Genomic DNA, 17,142 nt, shown 5'->3' with positions numbered 1-17,142 from the left:
AAAAAGCGCCCAAGGGCGCTTTTCTGTTACTCGATACCGAATTGGTCGGGGCGGCCGGATTTGAACCGACGACCCTCTGCCCCCCAGGCAGATGCGCTACCAGGCTGCGCTACGCCCCGATGATTCGGCAAGACGATTAGTCTAACAGCTCACCGGGCTGTGCCGGAAGCCACCCGCAGCGCTTTTCTCAGCGGCGCAGCAAGGTCAGTACTTCTTCCAGCTCCATCCGCACCTGACGCACGATCTGGTGCGACATGCTTGCCTCCATTCGCGCCTGCGGGCCTTCCAGCCGGGCACGCGCGCCGGTGATGGTGAAGCCCTCGTCGTACAGCAGCGAGCGGATCTGGCGGATCATCAGCACGTCATGGCGCTGGTAGTAGCGGCGGTTGCCGCGGCGCTTGACTGGATTGAGCGCGGGGAACTCCTGCTCCCAGTAACGCAGCACATGCGGCTTCACACCGCACAACTCGCCGACCTCACCGATGGTGAAGTAGCGCTTGGCCGGGATGGCGGGCAGTTCGGTGTTATTCCCTTGATCCAGCATAGCCCTCGACCCTTACCTTGAGTTTCTGTCCTGGCCGGAACGTCACCACGCGTCGGGCGGAGATCGGAATCTCCTCGCCTGTCTTCGGGTTGCGTCCCGGACGCTGGTTCTTCAGCCGCAGATCGAAATTGCCAAAGCCGGACAACTTCACCTGCTCGCCGTTTTCCAGTGCTCCGCGGACGACCTCGAAGTAGGCGTCCACGAATTCCTTGGCCTCACGCTTGTTGAGGCCTACGTCGAGGAAAAGCCGCTCGGCCATTTCCGCCTTGGTCAGCGCCATCTCATCCTCGCAACTTTGCCTTGCATGTTTGCTCCAACGCAGCGATCGCTTCGCGTACGCATCGATCCGCGTCGTCGTCAGTAAGGGTGCGTGAAGCGTCCTGTAAAATCAAGCCCATAGCGAGACTTTTTCGGCCTGCTTCGACTCCCTTGCCGCTGTAACGATCGAACAGACGCAGTTCCTTGAGACGCGCACCGAGCGTGCCGCGAACAACCTGCTCGATCTGTGACCAGCTGACCGCTTCCGGCAGATCGATCGCGATATCCCGCCGCACTACCGGGAAACGCGAGACGGCCTGCGCCTGCGGCAGGCGGCGCGCCAGCAGCGGATCCAGCGCCAGTTCCAGCACGTGCACATCGGCGGCCAGGTCCAGCGCCCTGGCCAGCTGCGGATGCAGTGCACCGAGATAACCCACGGTCTCGCCATCGCGAACCACCCGTGCGCCACGGCCCGGATGCAGCCAACCGGGCAGCTCATCGGCGTGCACCGACCAGCGCTGCGGCTCACCACCCCAGGCGATCAGGGCATCGAGATCGCCCTTGAGGTCATGGAAATCCAGCGGTCGCGATGCCTCGCCCCACTGCTCTGCCCGGGCCTGGCCACTGGCGACGATGGCCAGGCTGGGAACTTCCACGGGCGGATCGCCTGCGGCGAACACCCGCGCCACTTCAAACAATCGCACCCGCTCCTGCTGGCGCGCGCGGTTGTGACGCAGTGCTTCGATCAGGGCGGGCAGCAGCGAGGGCCGCATCACCGCCAGGTCGGCTGACAGCGGATTGGCCAGCGGCACCAACCGCTCGTTGAAACCCCAGTCCGCCAACAGGTCGGCCGCCACGAAGGACAGGTTCACTGCCTCGTAGTAGCCGCGGGCCGCCAATTGCTCGCGCAGCGCCAGCTCGTTGATGCGCGCTTCCGGCTCGATCGTCAGCGTCAACGCACCGGCGGGCGTCGCGGTGGGAATATTGTCGTAACCGAAGATACGCGCGACTTCCTCGATGAGGTCTTCCTCGCGTTCGATGTCAAAGCGACTGCTTGGCGCTGTGACCTGCCAACCCTCGCTCGTCGTCGCCACTTGCATGCCCAGCGCAGTGAAGATGCGCGCCACCTCGGCATCGGCCACATCCACGCCCAGCACGCGTTTCAGCCGCGCACGCCGCAACGTCACCGCCGTTGGCGTCGGCAGATCGGCCAGGTTCTCGGCTACCAGCACTGGTCCGGCTTTTCCACCGGCAATCGTCAGCAGCAATTCGGTGGCGCGCTCCAGCGCGCGACGCGGCAGCTCGGGATCCACGCCGCGCTCGAAGCGGTGCGAAGCGTCGGTGTGCAGGCCCAGCTTGCGTGCGCGGCCCATGATCGCCGCCGGCGCGAAGTGCGCCGATTCGAGAAAGATGTTGCCGGTGGCATCGGTGACACGTGAATCGAACCCGCCCATCACGCCGGCCACGGCCAGCGCCTTGCGCTCGTCGGCGATCAGCACGAAACCTTCGTCCAGTTTCGCTTCGTTGCCATCGAGCAGCTTCAGCGTTTCCCCGGGTCGCGCATGGCGCACCACGATGTCACCTTCGAGCGTGTCGTTGTCGAACGCGTGCATCGGCTGACCCAGCTCGAGCATCACGTAATGGGTGACGTCGACCACGGCACTGATCGGTCGCAGCCCGGCTCGGCGCAGCCGTTCGGCCAGCCACAGCGGAGTACGTGCAGACGGATCGATGCCTTCGACGATGCGGCCGAGATAGCGCGGCGCATCCTTGCCTGCTTCCAGGCGGATGCCGCGGCGTGCATCACCGGTAACCGGGACGGCGGCTTGCACCGGCATTTTCACTGCGCTGCCGAACAAGGCGGCCACGTCGTGCGCCAGACCGACCAGTCCCAGGCAGTCGGGCCGGTTCGGGGTGAGCTTCAGCTCGAAACTGGCATCAGGCAGGCCGAGGTAATCGGCCAGTGGCTGGCCGACCGGCGCGTCGAGCGGCAGCTCCAGCAGACCGGAAGCATCGGTGTCGATGCCGAGCTCCTTTGCCGAGCACAGCATGCCGGACGACTCCACGCCGCGCAGCTTGGCCGCCTTGATCGCGATACCTCCCGGAAGGGTCGCGCCGACCATGGCCAGCGGCACCTTGATGCCCACGCGCGCGTTCGGCGCGCCGCAGACGATCTGGAGCGGCTCGCCCTGCCCCGCATCGACCTTGCACACTTGCAGGCGGTCGGCTTCGGGGTGTTTCCCGGCAGCGACGATCTCGGCCACCACCACGCCGGCCAGGCCGTCGCCCAGCGGCGTGAGCTCTTCCACTTCCAGCCCCGCCATGGTCAGCGCGTGGGCCAGTTCGGCCCGGCCGGCCTTGATTTCGACCAGCTCGCGCAGCCAGTTCTCGGAAAATTTCATGCTTGTGGATTCCTGGATGCGATCAGGCGAACTGCTTGAGGAAACGCAGATCGTTCTCGAAGAACGCGCGCAGGTCGGAGACGCCGTAGCGCAGCATCGCGAAACGCTCCACGCCCAAGCCGAAGGCGAAGCCGGTGTAGCGTTCCGGATCGATGCCGCAGTTCGCCAGCACGGTCGGATGCACCATCCCGCAACCGAGCACTTCCAGCCAGCGGGTCGAACCGTCTTCGGCGTCCCAACGTATGTCCACCTCGGCCGAAGGCTCGGTGAAGGGGAAATAGCTGGGGCGGAAACGCATCTCGAAGTCGCGCTCGAAGAATGCGCGGATGAATTCGGCAAGCGTGCCTTTCAGGTCGGCGAAGCTGGAGGTCTCGTCGACCAGCAAGCCTTCGATCTGATGGAACATCGGCGAATGGGTCTGGTCCGAATCGCTGCGGTAGACCTTGCCCGGCGCAATGATGCGGATGGGCGGCTGGCGGCCCTTCATCGTGCGGATTTGCACTGGCGAGGTATGCGTGCGCAACAGGCGGCCGTCACCGAAGTAGAAGGTGTCGTGCATGGCCCGCGCCGGATGGTGCGGCGGGAAGTTCAGTGCTTCGAAATTGTGCCAGTCGTCCTCGATCTCCGGACCGTCGGCACGCTGGTAGCCGAGCCGCGCGAAGATCGACGCGATGCGTTCCAGTGCGCGGGTGATCGGATGGATACCGCCGCGCTCGCCATCGCGGCCAGGCAGGCTGATGTCCAGTTTCTCTGAGGCGAGGCGGCGTCCAAGCTCCGCCTGCTCCAGCAACTGCTTGCGTGCCGCCAGCGCCTCGGCCAGCCGGTCCTTGACCTTGTTCACCTCGGCGCCGCGCGCCTTGCGTTCGTCCGGTGCCAGGGCACCCAGCGTCTTCAGCGCGGCGGTGACGATGCCGCTCTTGCCCAGCAGGCCCACGCGCAGTGCGTCAAGCACCTCCAGCGTCTCGGCCTTGTCGATATCGGCCAGCGCCTGCGCGGCGCGGCTGTCCAGATCGTCCATCGTGTGATTCCCGTTCTTCCCACTTCCCTTGGGAAGCGGGCCGCGTGAGGCACAGTCCTTAGCGTTGCCATTGGCCATCGAAGCAGCTTCGACAAGGAACGGGCAAGCCCCGAACCCTCACCTCAATCCTCTCCCAAAGGGGAGGAGGCAATCGCAAAGAGCATTTATCCAAATAAAAACGGGGAGGAGGCGTTGGCCTCCTCCCCGCTTGCTTTACATCATATCGTGCTGACGCAGGAGCGTCCGACGATCAAGCGGCCAGACTGGCCTTCGCTTTCTCGGCGATCACTTCAAACGCCTTGATGTCGTGCACGGCGATGTCGGCCAGAACCTTGCGGTCCACCGTGATGCCAGCCTTGCTCAGGCCATTGATCAGGCGGCTGTAGGACAGGCCGAACATGCGCGCAGCGGCGTTGATGCGGACGATCCACAACGCACGGAACTGGCGCTTGCGCTGCTTGCGGCCGATATACGCGTACTGACCAGCCTTGATGACGGCCTGGTTGGCGACGCGGAAGACCTTGCGGCGGGCGTTGTAGTAGCCCTTGGCGCGGCCGATGACTTTCTTGTGACGACGACGGGCGGTGACGCCACGCTTTACACGAGCCATGGTCTATCTCCTCACAAATACGGCAGCATGCGAGCCACACCCGGCGCATCACATGCCTTGAGGTGGTTCGGTGCACGGAGACCACGCTTCAGCTTGGTCGACTTTTTGGTCAGGATGTGCGACTTGAACGCATGGCCGCACTTGATTTTGCCCGACGCGGTCTTGCGAAAACGCTTCGCAGCCGCCCGGTTGGTCTTGATCTTGGGCATGAGAATGCTCCTTGTGTGAGGCCCGTCCGTTGAGGACGGCCCCGGTTTCTGACTGATCTGGCGGTGGCCCTGAAGCCACGCTTTCCGTCCTGCCACGATCGGTGCACGACCCTTCCAAGCGGGTCGAACCCGTAATCATACGGGTTCATAAGGCTCAACACCAGCACGAAGTGCTGTCCGTCGCCTCATCTCCCCTCAGGAGAGGATTGAGGTGGGGTGCGGGGCCTGCCCCCGCAACTTATGTGAAACGACTGCCTTCAAGCCAGGCGGCGAAAGGGCATCGCCCGCAAGCGGGCTTCTGCCCTTTGGCGCAGCGCGGACGGCCTACTTCTTCTTCGGCCCGATCATCATGACCATCTGGCGACCTTCCAGGCGCGGGAAGGACTCGACCTGGCCGTTCTCGCCCACATCTTCCTGGATCTTCTTGGCCAGGTTCTGGCCCAGGTCCTGATGCGACATTTCGCGACCGCGGAAGCGGATGGTGACCTTGACCTTGTCGCCTTCTTCGAGGAAGCGAAGCATGTTGCGCAGCTTGATCTGGTAGTCGCCCACGTCCGTGACCGGACGGAACTTCACTTCCTTGATCTCGACCTGCTTCTGCTTCTTCTTGGCGGCCTGTGCCTTCTTCTGCGCTTCGAACTTGAACTTGCCGTAATCCATGATGCGGCAGACCGGCGGATCGCCGTTCGGCTGAATCTCGACCAGATCCATGCCGGCTTCCTGTGCCAGTGCCAGCGCCTCGTCACGGGTCAAAATACCGAGCTGCTCAGCCTCGGCACCGATGACACGTACCCGCGGCACACGGATTTCCAGGTTACGACGATTGCCCTTGTTGTCGGTGGTTGCGATACCACGATCCTCCAGAAGAAGTAATGAAACAGACCGCTCGGCGCTCAGCGCCGGGTTTCGGTCTCCAGTCGCTCGATGAAGTCGGCCAGCGGCATGCTGCCCAGATCCTCGCCGGAACGGGTACGCACAGAAACGGTCCCCGTCTCCTTCTCGCGATCACCAACCACGAGAAGATAAGGCACTTTCTGCATCGTATGTTCGCGGATTTTATAGCCGACTTTCTCGTTGCGCAAATCCGATTGTACCCGGAAACCTTTGTCGACAAGGGTTTGCGTCACTTGCCGGACGTAATCCGCCTGTGCATCGGTGATATTGAACGCCACCGCCTGGATCGGGGCCAGCCAGGCGGGCAGCAGGCCGGCGTGGTGTTCGATCAGGATACCGATGAAGCGCTCCATCGAGCCCACGATGGCCCGATGCAGCATCACCGGGTGCTGTTTCTGCGAGTGTTCGTCGACATACTCGGCGTCCAGGCGCTCGGGCATCATGAAGTCGACCTGCATGGTGCCGACCTGCCAGGCGCGACCGATCGAATCCTTGAGGTGGTATTCGATCTTGGGTGCATAGAAAGCACCCTCGCCCGGCAATTCTTCCCATGCCACACCGGCAGCGCGCAGCGCGTTGCGCAGCATCTCCTCGGTACGATCCCAGAATTCATCCGAACCGATGCGCTTTTCGGGGCGCAGCGCCAGCTTGATCGCCAGGTCGGTAAAACCGAAATCGGCGTAGACCTTCATGGCCTGCAGATGGAATGCGGTGACTTCCGCCTCGACCTGGTCCGGTGTGCAAAAGATGTGGCCATCGTCCTGGGTGAACGCACGTACGCGCATGATCCCGTGCAATGCGCCGGATGGTTCGTTGCGGTGGCAGCCGCCGAATTCGCCGTAACGGATCGGCAATTCGCGGTAGCTGTGCAGGCCGGTGTTGAACACCTGCACATGGCCGGGGCAGTTCATCGGCTTCAACGCGTAGGTGTGCTTCTCCGACTCGGTGAAGAACATGTTCTCGGCGTAATTGTCCCAATGCCCCGACTTCTTCCACAGCGATACGTCCAGCACCATCGGACAGCGCACTTCCTGGTAGCCGCTCTTTTTGTACACGCCGCGCATGTACTGTTCGACCTGCTGCCAGATTGCCCAGCCATTGGGGTGCCAGAACACCATGCCCGGGCTTTCTTCCTGCTGGTGGAACAGGTCGAGCTGCTTGCCGATCTTGCGATGGTCGCGTTTCTCGGCCTCCTCCAGCTGGTACAGGTAGGCTTTCAGGTCCTTGTCGTTGAGCCAAGCGGTGCCGTAGATGCGGGTCAGCATCGCGTTGTTGGAATCGCCACGCCAGTACGCGCCGGCCACCTTCATCAACTTGAACGCACGCAGTTTGCCGGTATTCGGCACGTGCGGGCCACGACACAGATCAGTGAACTCGCCCTGTGAATACAGCGACAGCGGCTCGTCGGACGGGATCGATTCGATGATCTCGGCCTTGTAGTTCTCGCCCATGCCGCGAAAGAACGCCACTGCCTCGTCGCGCGACTTCACGCTGCGCGTCACCGGCAATTGCTCGGCAACGATTTTGTGCATCTCCGCTTCGATCTTCGGCAGGTCGTCCGGGGTGAACGGGCGCTCGTAGGCAAAGTCGTAGTAGAAGCCGTTGTCGATCACCGGACCGATCGTGACCTGCGCTCCAGGAAACAGCCGCTGCACGGCCTGCCCCATCAGGTGCGCGGTGGAGTGACGCAGGATCTCCAGCGCCTCGGGGCTCTTGTCGGTGACGATCTGCAGGCTGGCATCGTGCTCAATCGGAAAACCGGCATCGACCAGTTGGCCGTCGACCTTGCCAGCCAGGGTCGCCTTGGCCAGACCGGCGCCAATCGAGGCGGCCACGTCCTGCACGGTGACGGGATGATCGAACGGCCGCTTGCTGCCGTCGGGTAGCGTGATCTCAATCATGGGAACCATTCTCTGAAAAGCAAAAAAAGGGCATCCGCCCTTCTTCGATAAAAAGCACAAGGCGTGGTGGATATCAGCAAGAGCAGCGGGTAGTTGCCATGTCGCACACTCGGCCGGCGCAGGCGCAGGCCACCTTGGTTTGTAAAATTGCAGAAACGCTAGTTTAGCCCAAATCCGCTGTCAATCCTCGCGCCGACAGCCATGTGGAGAAGCCTTGGGCGATACAAAGCGTTGCTCACTGCAAGGATCATCCATGCGCATCCTGGTCACCGGCACGGCCGGCTTCATCGGCGCCGCCCTGGCACAACGCCTGCTGGCGCGTGGCGATGTGGTCCACGGCTTCGACAACCACAACGACTACTATGCCCCTGCGTTGAAAGAGGCGCGCCTGGCGCACTTCATCGACCATCCCAACTACACCCACCAGCGCGCCGACCTGGCTGACGCCGATGCGGTGGACCACGCCTTCGCCACGTTCAAGCCGCAGCGGGTGGTGAACCTGGCGGCACAGGCCGGCGTGCGTTATTCGATCCAGAATCCGCGCGCCTACGTGCAGAGCAACCTGGCCGGCTTCGTCAACATCCTCGAAGGTTCCCGCCACAACAAGGTCGAACACCTGGTCTACGCATCATCCAGCTCGGTCTACGGCGCCAACCGCAAGCTGCCGTTCGCGGTGGAGGATGCGGTCGACCATCCGGTCAGCCTGTATGCCGCCAGCAAGAAGGCAAACGAGTTGATGGCGCACACCTACAGCCATCTCTACGACCTGCCCACCACCGGACTGCGTTTTTTCACGGTGTACGGACCGTGGGGCCGGCCGGACATGTCGCCGATGCTGTTCGCCGACCGGATCAGTCGTGGCGAACCGATCGACGTGTTCAACCATGGTCGTCACAGCCGCGACTTCACCTACATCGACGACATCGTCGAGGGCGTGATCCGCACGCTCGACCAGCCGGCAACGCCCGACCCCGCATACAACGCGGAACGGCCAAATCCCGGCACGTCGAGCGCGCCGTACCGCGTCTACAACATCGGCAACGACCCGCCGGTGCAGCTATTGCGCTTCATCGAGCTGCTGGAACAGCACCTCGGACGTACCGTGGAAAAACACCTGATGCCGATGCAGCCGGGCGACGTGCCCGATACATGGGCCGACGTATCGGCGTTGCGTCGTGACGTGGGCTACGCCCCCGGCACATCCATCGAAGATGGCGTTGCCCGCTTTGTGGCGTGGTATCGGGAATATCACGGGCAAGACTGAGACGCAGACCGCGCAACCTTCGGTGTCCCCGGGGACTGCGAGGATCCGGGCCGGTGCAACCGCAGAGGCCGATGCCGTATCCATGTCCTGGGGCGCCTGCCCCGCACCCTGTCCCCACCGGATCAGGCTCCATGCCCTATACCCATGCGCGGCAGCCGCACTGCCTTCCACATCGGCGAATCATTCGCGGCCTGCTCATGCTTCTCGTCGTGACGGCGCCGTTGGCAGCCCGCGCGAGCGAATCCTGCCAGGTTGGTACCTATCGCCTCGCCGACGGCCAGCTCGTCGATGTCGCACCTTCCGAAGGTGACACCCTGCGCTGGCGCAAACTCGACGGCAGCACCGGTGCGCTCACGCAGGTCGCTCCAGGAAAGTGGAAGAGCAGCTATGGCTGGACGGGGCGCCCCGACGGCATCGAGGTTAGCTTCGACACCTGTCCCGCGGCCTGCCTGCGTTTCGACGGCCAGCACGGTCGGCGCATTTCGCTGCGCATGACCGAAACGCGCTTCACATCGCACGGCACGCAACTGGCCGGCAGGCTGGTGTTGCCGGCGGGCAATGCGCGGGTACCGGTAGTGGTGCTGGTGCACGGCGCCGAACGCGCCTCCGCGCGCCGCATCTATGCCCTGCAACGCATGTTGCCTGCGCAGGGCGTGGGCGCGTTCGTCTACGACAAGCGCGGCACCGGCGACTCGAGCGGTCGCTACACGCAGGATTTCGAACTGCTCGCCGACGACGCGGTGGCCGCGATGCATCAGGCCCGGAGGCTCGCGGGAAAGCGCCTCGGTCGCATCGGCTACCAAGGCGGCAGCCAGGGCGGCTGGGTGGTACCGCTGGCCGCTCGGCGCGAGCGCGTGGACTTCGCCATCGTCAGCTTCGGCCTGGCCGTCTCGGTGATCGACGAGGACCAGCAGGAGATCGCGCTGGAGATGCAGCTGAAGGGTTACGACCCGGACATCGTCGCCAAGGCCCAGGCCATCGGCGCGGCAGCCGAGCGATTGATCGCCAGCGGTTTTACCGAAGGTTTCGACGAACTCGACGCCATCCGGGAAAAGTATCGCCACGAGCCCTGGTACAAGGACGTCCACGGGAATTACACCTGGATGATCCTGCCGATCCATCGCGAGGAGGTCGCCAGCAAGGGCGCCGCCCTCCGCTTCGGCACTCCGTTCCACTACGACCCGATGCCAACCCTGTCCGCGCTGACGGTGCCGCAACTATGGGTGCTCGGCGGGCAGGACTTGGAGGCCCCCAGTGCCGAAACCTCACGCCGGCTTCGAGGACTGATTGCCCACGGCCATTTGATCACCCTGGCGCTCTACCCTGACGCCGAGCATGGCATGACGGAATTCGAGACGGGCAAGCACGGCGAACGCATCTCCACGCGCTACCCGCCGGGCTATTTCCGCATGCTGGCAGAGTTCGCGCGCCACGGACGTCTCGACGACGATTATGGGCAGGCGCGCATCATGCGTCCCGCTTCCGCCGGGACGACACCCGGCATGCCGACGGCCAACCATCCGTAACCGCGGTCGCCATTCCCTGCCGGCCACGGCTTAGAACGGCTTGGCGGTCACCAGGTAGATCACGCACAGCAGCAACAGCACCGGCAGCTCGTTGATCCAGCGCAGGGCTCGCGACGAAGGCAACGCACCGCCAGCGATCCTGCGTTTGAGCAGACGACCACACCCGATGAAATACACCAGCAACAGCACTACCAGGGTCAGCTTGGCATCGATCCAGTGCATGCCGCTCGTGACATTCGGCATCGTCGCCGGAAAAACGCGCCAGCCCTGCCACAGGACCACCCCGAACACGAACGCCATGCCGAACATGTTGTGGCCGAACTTGTACAACCGCCGCGCCATCAACTGCAGTCGTGCCTGCACCGCGGGCTCATTGGCGGTTTCGGCCAGGTTCACCAGAATTCGCGGCAGGTAGAACACCGTGGCCATCCAGGCGATCACGAACAGCAGGTGCAGCGACTTGATCAGCAGATAGACAGTCATGGTGGGCATGCGTGGCCGCTGCAACGCGCAGCACCGTGATGATAGCGCGCGACGTCGACGTCACCTCACGACTGCGGCGTTCATTCCCTGGTCGGCCCGATTCTTTCGAGCAGGGCCTGCAACAGCCGCTCCTGCAGCGCTGGATCAAGGGGCTGGTTATGCCGATCGGTGAGCTGGAAGAAGTCCTCCACCCGCTCGCCAAACGTGGCGATGCGCGCATCGTGCACGCGCACCTCGGTACTCAGCATCACTTGCGCCACCGCGGCCAGCAGGCCGGGACGATCGGTGCCGACCAGGGCCAGCTGGGTGCGGTCGCCGGCGGCGTGGAAACCGATCTTCGGTGTCATCTGGAAGTGTTTCTGATGACGCGACATTCCACGCTTGCTCGGCTGCACGCCGGCCGACTGCATCAGTGCGCGCTGCAGTCGCTGCTCCAGCTCTTCCGCACGGGCGAGGCTGACCGGCTGCTGGCTGTCCGCGTCAAGCAGGAGGAAGGTGTCCAGCGCCATGCCGGTCGGCGAACTGAGGACGCGCGACTCCACCACTGAGAAGCGCAACCGGTCGAGCACGGCCGTCACCGTGGCGAACAAACCGTCGCGATCCGGCGTGTAGACGAACAGCTCGGTACTCCCGCGCACCGACAACGGATGCACGGCAACCAGCGGCAAAGCACCTCGTGCCTGCATGATGGCTGCAGTCTGCCAGGCGATCTGCTCGGGCCGGTGGCGCAGGAAACTGAGTTGTGGGAAATCCGCCCAGACCCGCATCACGTCCGCCTCGGAGTGACCCTCGTTCATCAGCAGGGCCAACGCGTATTCCGAGCATTCCTGCACGCGCACCCCGATGTCGCGCGGAAGCTCGACGTCACTGCGCAGGGCATAACGGGTGGCGGTGTACAGATCGGACAACAGCCGGTCCTTCCAGCCGTTCCACAACCGCGGGCTGGTGCCGATGATGTCGGCGATGGTCAGCAGGTATAGCTGGCCAAGCCGCTCGCGATCGCCGACGAGCTCGGCGAACCGGTGCACCACGTCCGGATCGGTGATGTCCTGACGCTGTGCGGTGGTACTCATCAGCAAGTGCCAGCGCACCAGCCAGGCGATCCGCTCGATATCGGCCGGCGGCAGGCCGAGCCGCATGCAGAACGCGCGCGCCTCCTCTTCGCCCAGCACCGAATGATCGCCGCCGCGGCCTTTGGCAATGTCGTGGAACAGTCCGGCCAACAGCAGCACTTCGGGCTTGGCCAGGCTGGCCCAGATCTCGCGACCCAACGAAAATTCCCGCTGTGCCGCCGGGTCGGCGAAGCGGGCCATGTTGCGCAACACGCGCAAGGTGTGTTCATCGACCGTGTAGACGTGGAACAGGTCGTATTGCATGCGTCCGAACACCTTGCCGAACGCCGGCAGGATCGCCGCCAACAGGCCGTGCCGGTTCATCCGCCACAACGCTTCCACGGCAGGTGCGCCACGGCGCAGCAGCCGAAGGAACGCCGCGAGCACCTCGCGATCGTCCGCCAGCGCATGGCCGTGAACAGCCGTGGCCTGGTGGATGCGACGCATGGCGTCGGCACTGAAACCGACCACGCCGGCCTGATCCATCCGCGCGATGAAAATCTCCACCAGCGCTGCCGGCCGACGCATGAACAACTGCGGATCGAGCGCCGCCAATCGCGACCCGTAGCGCACGAAGGCGTCGCCTACCGGATGGGCCTCGCCTGGTGGTTCCAGCATTTCTTCGAAGCGCTCAGCCACCTGCACGCCGAGCCGCTCGACCTGGCTGGCGGCGCGGTAATAGCCCTGCATGAACTGCTCGACGCCGAGGTTTTTCTCGTGTTCGTCCTGGAAACCGAGCCGGGTGGCCAGTGCGCGCTGATAGTCGAACAGCAGGCGCTCCTCCGGCCGCCCGGCCTCCAGATGCAACGCATAACGGTAACGGCGCAAGGTGGTCTCGGACTGCTCCAGTGCCGCCAACTCGGCCGGATCGAGCAGCCCTTCGACGACCATGTCGGACAGGTCGTTGGTATGCGCCAGCCGCCGGCCCATCCAGCGCAACGAATCGAGCGTGCGCAAGCCGCCGGGACCATCCTTGAGGTTCGGTTCCAGGTTGTAGGCGGTGTCGTCGTAACGGGCGTGCCGTGCATCGCGTTCGGCCAGCCGGGCCGCCAGGTAATCCTGCGGCGGCCATAGCGAAGGATCATCGACAATCGCCCGCAAATGTTCGTCGAACAACGGGTCGCCAGCCAGTCGGCGCGCGTCCAGCAAGCTGGTAAAGACGCTGGGGTCCTGCGCCGCCAGTGCGCGGCACTGCGTCGGATCACGCACGGCGTGGCCGACTTTCAGCCCGATATCCCACAGCGTGGCAAAAAACTGTTCCAGCGCACGCACCCGCGCCGACGCGGGCGATGTCACCAGCGCCAGCAGGTCCACGTCGGAATGAGGAAACAGCAGGCCGCGGCCGAAGCCGCCCACCGCGAACAACGCCGCGCCGTCCACTTCGCCCAGACAGGCCATCCATACATGCACGACCACCCTCGCCACCGACTCGCCACGCCGTCGCGCCAGCGCGCTGGCATCGACGCCATCACGAAACGCCGTGGCCAGCGCGCGGTCGACATCGCCCAGCAATTGCCGCAGCGCGCGACGCGCTTCGACGGAAACACCGGAACGCGGCACCGCCACCGGCAGGCGCGGCAACGGCGGCATGACTGCAGTGGCGAGCGTCGACATCATGGCTTGGTGCAGCACTCCGCGGGCATTGCCCGACCCGCACGAAAGTAGCAGCCTGCCGGCATCTGTGTGGAAGCGGTTTCAGCCACCCGGCCTCGCGGCTTCGGGGAAGACAGGATCAAGACATCGCGACTGAAGTCGCCCCCACAGAACCGGGCGTCAGGCATCCGGCCAGGGCGTGAGGATCTCGAAGCCATCGTCGGTGACGGCGATGGTGTGCTCCCACTGTGCCGACAGCGAATGATCCTTGGTCACCACGGTCCAGCCATCGGGCAGCTGGCGGGTTTGCGGCTTGCCGGCATTGATCATCGGCTCGATGGTGAAGGTCATGCCTTTTTTCAGTTCGACACCGGTGCCGGGCTTGCCGTAATGCAGTACCTGCGGCTCGTCGTGGTAGATCTTGCCGATACCGTGGCCGCAGTACTCCTTGACCACGCTGAAACCGGCCGCCTCGGCGTGCTGCTGGATCGCATGGCCGATGTCGCCCAGGGTGGCACCCGGACGCACCGACTCGATACCGCGCATCATGGCCTCGAAGGTCGTGTCGACCAGCCGCTTGGCCAGCACCGACGGCGTACCGGCGATGTACATGCGGCTGGTGTCGCCGTGCCAGCCATCCTTGATCACGGTGACGTCGAGGTTGACGATGTCGCCGTCCTTGAGCACCTTGCCCTCGTTCGGGATGCCATGGCAGATCACGTGGTTGACCGAGGTGCACAGGGTCTTGGGGAACCCGTGGTAGCCGACGTTGGCAGGAATCGCCTTCTGCACGTTGACGATGTGCTCGTAGGCAAGCCGGTCGAGTTCCTCGGTGGTGACGCCCGGCTTGACGTGATCCTTCAGCATGGCCAGCACTTCGGCCGCCAGCTTGCCGGCAACGCGCATGCCTTCAAGGTCTTCAGGGGATTTCAGGGTAATGGCCATGCGTTCCACTCATATGGCGGCAGAAGCTCTCGGGCTCAAGTCATTGAATTCCGGGCAACTTGCCGTACTGCCGGCGTACCGGCTACAATTTCGGAGTTTTGCAGGGCTGACATATCCGTTTTGACGGCCAGCCAGTGCAAAGCGAACCGGGATTGTAACCCTGTGCGGTACAACACCCAAACCAACGCCACACACGCATCGGCACCGTCTTCGGGGTGCTGCGCCTCGCCCATTCCTATCATCGGGCAAGTCGCGGTCGAAGCCGGGGATGCGTGGAGGTCCCAACCCCCGAGTCTGAATTCAGACTCACACAATTGGAGTTACACCCATGGCCCAAGTCACCATGCGCCAGATGCTCGAAGCGGGCGTCCATTTCGGTCACCAGACCCGTTACTGGAATCCCAAGATGGCTCCGTACATCTTCGGCGCCCGCGGCAAGATCCACATCATCAATCTCGAAAAGACCCTGCCGCTGTTCACCGACGCGATGAATTTCCTGTCGGGCTTGGCGCAGAAGCGCGGCACGATCCTGTTCGTCGGCACCAAGCGTTCGGCGCGTGAGCCGTTGGCCGAAGAGGCTGCCCGTGCCGGCATGCCGTTCGTCACCTCGCGCTGGCTCGGCGGCATGCTGACCAACTTCCGCACGGTGAAGCAGTCCGTGTCGCGCCTGAAGGAACTGGAAGCGGCCGAGACCGACGGTTCGTTCGAGAAGCTGGTCAAGCACGAAGTGCTGGCCCGTCGTCGCGAACGCGACAAGCTGCAGGCCTCGCTGGGCGGCATCAAGGACATGAACCGTCTGCCTGACGCACTGTTCGTGATCGATATCGGCCACGAAGACATCGCCGTGCAGGAAGCCAAGAAGCTCGGCATTCCGGTGATCGCCGTGGTCGACACCAATTACAACCCGGAACTGGTCGACTACGCCATCCCGGGCAATGACGACGCGATCCGCGCGATCCAGCTGTACGCCCGTGCTGCCGCCGACTCGATCCTCGAAGGCAAGGCTGCCGCTCCGGCCGCCGCCCAGGGCGACGCCAACGACTTCGTCGAACTGGACGAAGAAGGCAACCCGGTCGCCAAGATCGATCGCAAGGCCGGTGCTCCGCGCCGTGACGCCGCCCCGCGCAAGGGCGCTCCGCGTCGTGACGGTGGTCGTGACAACGGCCGCGGCCCGCGCAACGATGGCGCGCCTGCCTCCAAGTAAGCGCGACGACGGCGGCTCATCCCGCCGTCGCATCCGCACGCGATAACCGCGCCGTAGCCGGCACAGGCTACGGCGCATTCAAGCATTGAGGACTAATGATGAGCAATATTTCCGCCCAACTGGTCAAGGAGCTGCGCGAGCGTTCCGGGGCCGGCATGATGGAATGCAAGAAGGCGCTGGTCGAGAACAACGGCGACATCGATACCGCGATGGAATGGCTGCGCAAGTCCGGCTTGGCCAAGGCCGACAAGAAGGCCAGCCGCATCGCCGCTGAAGGCCGCATCGTGGCCGCCCAGGCCGCCGGCAAGGCCGTGCTGGTCGAAATCAACTGCGAGACCGACTTCGTCGCCAAGGACGCCAGCTTCCTGAAGTTCAGCGACACCGTCGCCGACGTCGCCCTGAACTCCCACGCCGCCGACGTCGACGCGCTGAAGGCTGCCGCCTATCCGGGCGCCGCCAGCGTGGAAGAAGCTGCCAAGACACTGATCGCCACCATCGGCGAGAAGATCGACGTGCGCCGCATGGCCCGCATCGAGACCGACGGCACCATCGGCAGCTACATCCATGGCGGCCGCATCGGCGTGCTGGTGGCGCTGAAGGGCGGCTCCGAGGAGCTGGCCAAAGGCATCGCCATGCACGTGGCAGCGATGAACCCGGCGCATATCCGCGCCGAGGACGTTCCGGCCGAGTTCCTGGCCAAGGAAAAAGACATCGCACTGAGCCAGATGTCCGACAAGGAAAAGGCCAAACCGGCCGAAATCCTCGAGAAGATCGTCGCCGGCAAGGTCAACAAGATCATTTCCGAAGTCACCCTGCTCGGTCAGCCTTATGTGCTGGACACCAACGTGAGCGTCACCGATGCGCTTAAAAAGGAAGGCGCCGAGGTCATCTCCGTCGCTCGCCTGGCCGTTGGCGAAGGCATCGAGAAAGTCACCGAAGATTTCGCCGCCGAAGTGATGAAGCAGGCGGGCCTGGCGTAACCGCCAGCCCGACAGGCAGAGATCGGCCATCCATGGCCGGGCTCTCCACAAACCCGTTTCGAACGAAGGCCGCGAGCAATCGCGGCCTTCTTTTTTTGGATGGCGGCCACGCCTGTCACCCGCATCGCACAAGAATCACATGCGCGCCGCGTGTCGCACCCGCGCGCCGCTATAATGCGGCGGTTTACCTCATACAATC

15 protein-coding genes and 1 tRNA gene are annotated in these 17,142 nt (G+C 63.9%); 4 read left to right on the top strand and 12 right to left on the bottom strand.

Features of this window, described 5'->3' with window-relative positions:
• Window positions 1–42: 42 nt before the first annotated feature.
• The 9 genes from ACPPVV_RS05265 to thrS form a co-directional block, all read right to left on the bottom strand.
• Window positions 43–119: transfer RNA gene (locus ACPPVV_RS05265), tRNA-Pro, on the bottom strand.
• Between the two features lie 68 nt (window positions 120–187).
• On the bottom strand, window positions 188–544 hold the full coding sequence (locus ACPPVV_RS05260) for a MerR family transcriptional regulator (protein WP_007804493.1): 357 nt from the start codon (window positions 542–544) through the stop codon (window positions 188–190).
• A complete protein-coding gene (gene ihfA, locus ACPPVV_RS05255; protein WP_007804491.1) occupies window positions 525–824 on the bottom strand; it encodes an integration host factor subunit alpha in 300 nt (99 codons plus the stop codon). The genes ACPPVV_RS05260 and ihfA overlap by 20 nt, the downstream gene beginning before the upstream one ends.
• A gap of 1 nt (window position 825) precedes the next feature.
• Window positions 826–3,204 (bottom strand): phenylalanine--tRNA ligase subunit beta, encoded by a 2,379-nt coding sequence (gene pheT, locus ACPPVV_RS05250; RefSeq protein ID WP_426702418.1) that lies wholly within the window; start codon window positions 3,202–3,204, stop codon window positions 826–828.
• A 22-nt stretch (window positions 3,205–3,226) separates the two neighbouring features.
• Window positions 3,227–4,222 carry a phenylalanine--tRNA ligase subunit alpha gene (pheS, locus tag ACPPVV_RS05245; RefSeq protein WP_426702417.1) on the bottom strand — a complete coding sequence of 332 codons (996 nt, stop codon included), beginning with the start codon at window positions 4,220–4,222 and terminating at the stop codon, window positions 3,227–3,229.
• Between the two features lie 250 nt (window positions 4,223–4,472).
• Complete coding sequence (rplT, locus tag ACPPVV_RS05240) at window positions 4,473–4,832, bottom strand: 50S ribosomal protein L20 (RefSeq protein ID WP_072757645.1); 360 nt, start codon at window positions 4,830–4,832, stop codon at window positions 4,473–4,475.
• A gap of 11 nt (window positions 4,833–4,843) precedes the next feature.
• On the bottom strand, window positions 4,844–5,041 hold the full coding sequence (gene rpmI / locus ACPPVV_RS05235; protein ID WP_008213504.1) for a 50S ribosomal protein L35: 198 nt from the start codon (window positions 5,039–5,041) through the stop codon (window positions 4,844–4,846).
• 324 nt (window positions 5,042–5,365) lie between these two features.
• A complete protein-coding gene (infC, locus tag ACPPVV_RS05230) occupies window positions 5,366–5,905 on the bottom strand; it encodes a translation initiation factor IF-3 (protein ID WP_426703171.1) in 540 nt (179 codons plus the stop codon).
• 29 nt (window positions 5,906–5,934) lie between these two features.
• Window positions 5,935–7,836, bottom strand: a complete 1,902-nt coding sequence (gene thrS / locus ACPPVV_RS05225) for a threonine--tRNA ligase (RefSeq protein ID WP_426702416.1) — start codon at window positions 7,834–7,836, stop codon at window positions 5,935–5,937.
• Between the two features lie 253 nt (window positions 7,837–8,089).
• Here thrS and ACPPVV_RS05220 point away from each other — a divergent pair, with 253 nt between their 5' ends.
• Together ACPPVV_RS05220 and ACPPVV_RS05215 are read left to right on the top strand one after the other, a co-directional pair.
• Window positions 8,090–9,100: an NAD-dependent epimerase gene (locus ACPPVV_RS05220; RefSeq protein WP_426702415.1), complete on the top strand. Its 1,011-nt coding sequence runs from the start codon at window positions 8,090–8,092 to the stop codon at window positions 9,098–9,100.
• A 131-nt stretch (window positions 9,101–9,231) separates the two neighbouring features.
• Window positions 9,232–10,626: an alpha/beta hydrolase family protein gene (locus ACPPVV_RS05215; protein ID WP_426702414.1), complete on the top strand. Its 1,395-nt coding sequence runs from the start codon at window positions 9,232–9,234 to the stop codon at window positions 10,624–10,626.
• Window positions 10,627–10,656: 30 nt separating this feature from the next.
• Here ACPPVV_RS05215 and ACPPVV_RS05210 read toward each other — a convergent pair whose 3' ends face one another.
• The 3 genes from ACPPVV_RS05210 to map form a co-directional block, all read right to left on the bottom strand.
• Window positions 10,657–11,109 (bottom strand): CopD family protein, encoded by a 453-nt coding sequence (locus ACPPVV_RS05210; RefSeq protein WP_426703170.1) that lies wholly within the window; start codon window positions 11,107–11,109, stop codon window positions 10,657–10,659.
• Window positions 11,110–11,189: 80 nt separating this feature from the next.
• On the bottom strand, window positions 11,190–13,838 hold the full coding sequence (gene glnD, locus ACPPVV_RS05205; RefSeq protein ID WP_426702413.1) for a [protein-PII] uridylyltransferase: 2,649 nt from the start codon (window positions 13,836–13,838) through the stop codon (window positions 11,190–11,192).
• A 156-nt stretch (window positions 13,839–13,994) separates the two neighbouring features.
• Window positions 13,995–14,759, bottom strand: coding sequence for a type I methionyl aminopeptidase (gene map / locus ACPPVV_RS05200; RefSeq protein ID WP_426702412.1), 765 nt, complete (start codon window positions 14,757–14,759; stop codon window positions 13,995–13,997).
• Window positions 14,760–15,087: 328 nt separating this feature from the next.
• Between map and rpsB the strand changes: the two genes are divergently transcribed.
• Both rpsB and tsf read left to right on the top strand, forming a co-directional pair.
• Window positions 15,088–15,963, top strand: a complete 876-nt coding sequence (gene rpsB, locus ACPPVV_RS05195; protein WP_426702411.1) for a 30S ribosomal protein S2 — start codon at window positions 15,088–15,090, stop codon at window positions 15,961–15,963.
• A 98-nt stretch (window positions 15,964–16,061) separates the two neighbouring features.
• A complete protein-coding gene (gene tsf, locus ACPPVV_RS05190; protein ID WP_426702410.1) occupies window positions 16,062–16,943 on the top strand; it encodes a translation elongation factor Ts in 882 nt (293 codons plus the stop codon).
• Window positions 16,944–17,142: the final 199 nt, after the last annotated feature.

Source organism: Rhodanobacter sp. Col0626 (genome assembly GCF_049994385.1).
Lineage (GTDB): Bacteria > Pseudomonadota > Gammaproteobacteria > Xanthomonadales > Rhodanobacteraceae > Rhodanobacter.
The sequence above is the reverse complement of the archived record's forward strand: the minus strand, read 5'-3'. Positions and strand labels throughout refer to the sequence as shown.